General features: G+C 59.5%; 3 protein-coding genes and 1 pseudogene. All 4 read right to left on the bottom strand.

What is annotated here, in order from left to right; translation table 11 throughout:
• Window positions 1–1,005: pseudogene (locus EXE42_RS14835) on the bottom strand (hypothetical protein); the annotation flags it as partial.
• 143 nt (window positions 1,006–1,148) lie between these two features.
• Window positions 1,149–1,550 (bottom strand): hypothetical protein, encoded by a 402-nt coding sequence (locus EXE42_RS14830; protein ID WP_137706831.1) that lies wholly within the window; start codon window positions 1,548–1,550, stop codon window positions 1,149–1,151.
• Complete coding sequence (locus EXE42_RS14825) at window positions 1,550–1,912, bottom strand: hypothetical protein (RefSeq protein ID WP_137694961.1); 363 nt, start codon at window positions 1,910–1,912, stop codon at window positions 1,550–1,552. The genes EXE42_RS14830 and EXE42_RS14825 overlap by 1 nt, the downstream gene beginning before the upstream one ends.
• A 76-nt stretch (window positions 1,913–1,988) precedes the next feature.
• Window positions 1,989–3,692 (bottom strand): hypothetical protein (locus EXE42_RS14820; protein ID WP_137706830.1); only part of this gene is annotated, 1,704 nt, incomplete at its 5' end.

The raw sequence follows: 3,692 nt of genomic DNA, 5'->3' as shown, positions 1-3,692 counted from the left end.
TGTCGCGCCCGTATCCCCCATGGTGATCGTCGCTTCGCGCTCCGGGTCGACCGGGATGTTGAGCGCAATGAGGTCGGCAATCGCTTGGCTCATGCCTTCCTCCTTGGACATCATCGCAGCGCGTTCTTTCGGCGTCACGAGGTCGGAGATCTCGATGTCGCCGCTCTGAACGTCGCCGTAGACCGACGAGACCCACGTCGAGATGCCGTTGCGGACATTGGTGAGTTTGGATTGCATGTCGGACCAGACGGGGTTCCAGTCGGCGTAGTCGAGGTAGGTGAACGTGTCGCCATCGTGACTGACCCACACCTTTTGTAGACCACCGGAGCCGGGGTCGAGATTCTGGAGCCTGAAGTTGTAATCGTACGTATCATTATCTCGATTGAACTCGATGGTCTGGATGTCTAGAGTAGTTCCATCAGCGAGGGTAGCAGTCTTCGTCTTGAACAACGAAGGATCAGGCGGGAAGCTACCGCTTTCCGCACCACTAAGGACATCCGTAGTGGCGGTATCAGTGTGGGACGATAGAGAGTTGGCGAGTTGCTCAAGCTCTAGGACGGACTCATTCCACGACTTGATATAGTTCGATTCGACAGTAGCGAAGTACGAGTTTACAGCCGAGGTCGCAGCATCGAGAACGTTAGACTCGGACTCGCCGGCGTTCAGCTTCTCGATGGCTGCGATCTTCGCCTCGGTGTACGCAGTGTGTTCGAGGCCGTCGAGGATGTTTCGATTATCCACGATGGTCGAGGCGTTGGTCGATGCTCGGGTCTTGGCACTTTGGTAGACCTGTTGTTTCAAGACCTCTGGAGTGAGGCCCTCAGCAGGACTGTCAGCGCCGTAGATTTCGAACTCGCGGAGCGCCCACCCGACGGCGATCGCCGGGCCGAACAGAGCGTAGGAGCCAGCAGTGACACCGATGGAACTCCAGTCGACGGCCGCCGCCGGAGTGGCCGTCGACGAAAGACCGACCGTGGCAGCGCCAGCAGCGCCTAGACCTTTCACGAATGTGCGGCGGTCCAGACGAGTAGGGCGGTCGGTATCAGAACCGTCAGGGCCCACAGCAGGCCCATCAGGAGGGCGATTCGAAGCGATACAGCTAGTCGGGTCGTCATGGTTGGAACTCATAAGTTGGTGGTCGAGGGTGGTTACCGAACAGCGACGCCCCAAGCGACGACCGTCGCGAGGAACGCGACGATCGGCCCGAGGTTGCTGCTCGTGTTGATGATATCAGCGATCTGCGGGACGTACTGGTAGCCGACGATGACGGCCGGACCAGCTGCGATCGCGATCTGTTCCCAGCGTTCGTAGTGTTCGAACCGCTTCGTCTCGCTGCTCGCGAAGGCGATCGCGTACGCGCCGAGCGAAACGAACGTGGCGTGCTGGGCGGTCAGCGAGTAGCTGAACCACGTCAGCATGACCTCTGAAATTCCACCGAACTGGTAGAGTCCAGCGAGAACGAACACCACTGACAGCAGCGCCGGGAGCGTCCGGAGGTGGGTGTAGTCGGAGAGGGTGTCGGACATCGTCCGCGAGTATGACGACGCCATCAGTCACCACCCGGGAAGAAGCAGTTCGTGGGGTGGTAGTCGTGCGTCGAACCGTCGTCGCGTTCGAGGGTCACCTCGTTGGTGTCCATCGCGATCCAGATGTCTTCCCCAACCTCGATTCGGTCCTGCGCAGCTGCGCGCTTAACGTCGTCCTTGGCGAAGTATCGGACGACCCCGCGACTCTCGTCCTTGATCTTCAGCCGGTACCAGGGGCCGTACTCTCCTTCTCCTTCGGTCAGGTCGAGTACGAGTCCTTCGAGTACGTCACCGGGGCCAAGTTCTACGGTGGGAACATCGGATTCCGGCGACTCTCCTTCGAACTGTTCGTAACCGTCAGGCGGCGTCGGTCTTTCAGTCGACATCTCCAACTGTTAATCGAGCAGTAATTAGTATATAAACCAATATAGTGCGGAGTGAAAGTAGTTGTACGGCACAAACCTACAGTTCGCTTGGATGGGTCATACAAGCCCGACGTTCGTCCCGATCCATCGCTGGATTGGAGACGTGGTAGTCCTCGACGATCAGAAGTCGATCAACGACTTCAGGATCGGTGATTCCGTCGTTGACGAAAGCGGAAGCGACTGTTTTCGGGTTATGACTCGCGACCTCAGTCCGGGCGTCACGGAACACCTCACCTTGAGCGAGGTCGTGTCGGAGCCGAGTATTCTGGATAATATTTCTTATCGGTAATTCTAGTGAGACCATATCGACACCGCCACCGCCGGGTTCGTGTTCATTCCCGTCTCGATCGACGATCGCTTTCAGCTCGTAGCCGAACGCGGGTTCCGTGGAACGTCGATCGAAGGCTTCGGAGTCCGGTTCCCTCTCGCCGTTCAGTATCTCACCGACGAACTCTCGGTAAGAGGGGTCGATATTGAGGTGCGCGAGGATCGAGGGGAGGGAGACATCTCTCCCGTGTATGTCGATGTAGTCCTGTACGCGGTCACGTATGAGCGTTTTACGTGGGGACTCTCCGTAGGACCACGCACTATCAGCACTTGGCCAACGCTCTGCGAGTGACCGAACCCGGTCTGGTTCTGGCGCTGGAGCAGCTGCGTCAGCGGCCCAATAGAGATCTTCGTCGAGCGCGGAATCGGTCTCAGGAGGCCCATCGAGTTGGTCCTGGTCGACAGTCCACGGGGAACCACAACAGGAGCAGACGACATCAGCACCCCGACCGTCGTCCCAGCGGATACGCTCACCGTGGGCGTCGACCTGTCCCGACTCTTCGTTTTCCGCGCGCTGTTCACACCGATCGGCGCGGATGGCCTGATTCACGGTCTGCGAGCGGGTGGTCCGCTGGCGGGCAGCTGACCAATAGACCGCGCCCCATGCGATATACTCGATCGGCTTGTCTAGGAGGTCCTCGGTGTAGCCGCCCATATAGGCGGCGAGGTAGGAACCGAGGTTACCGACGTCTGCGTTCATCGATATACAGCCGTCGTCTTCCTGAAGGTAGTCGTCGATAGCGTCGTAGTCGTGTGCGGACCAACCGGCCGGGTCACACACTTCGAGATGCTTGTCAATCACCCGTTCAAACTCAGAGGCTACCGGGCGGAGATCACCGAACCCGGCACCGTCGAAATAGACGCCGACGTGAATATGAGTGTAGCAGGCATTGAGCCCGGCGTCTTTGTCGGGGTCCGCAGCGGTGCCCATTCCGTGCGGTTCTGCTTGGAGCCAGTAGCCCCACTGCTCCGAGTCCAAGTCTAGGTGATACTCCATTACGTTGCGAAGCGTGTCGCGGACGCCGCCGTAACTGAAAGCGTCGTGAATCGCGTCCATCTGCTCGACGGGCGGGAGGCGGTCGCCATCTGGGACCGATGAGGCGGTAAGCGTGAGCATCACGGTCACTGGATCGTCCCACGCGGGAGCGGCTTTGCCACCGGACGGCCGCTTTCCGCCGGACATCTGACGCTGGAGCGCGCGAGCCCGCGCGTACTGCTTCTTGCTGTACTCCTTACCCCACGCATCGGCAAGCGGAACATCAAACTCGTCTCCCGATTCCCGGTCTTCGAATCGGGCCATCATGCCGTCGTACTCGTGATGTGCGCGGAGAAAGGCGTGAATCGCGTCGAGCCACGTTCCGGCGGAGCGGGAGCGGAGCGAGTCGACGGCGAAGGAATCTTCCAGCGGGTGATC

The organism is Halorubrum sp. SP3 (genome assembly GCF_005435195.1).
In the GTDB taxonomy this organism is placed as follows: domain Archaea; phylum Halobacteriota; class Halobacteria; order Halobacteriales; family Haloferacaceae; genus Halorubrum; species Halorubrum sodomense.
The sequence above is the reverse complement of the archived record's forward strand: the minus strand, read 5'-3'. Positions and strand labels throughout refer to the sequence as shown.

What these genes read in the sequence shown, in the direction of transcription:
- EXE42_RS14830 (WP_137706831.1), bottom strand. Translation starts at nt 1,550, where the DNA reads ATGGCGTCGTCATACTCGCGGACGATGTCCGACACCCTCTCCGACTAC.
- EXE42_RS14825 (WP_137694961.1), bottom strand. Translation starts at nt 1,912, where the DNA reads ATGTCGACTGAAAGACCGACGCCGCCTGACGGTTACGAACAGTTCGAA.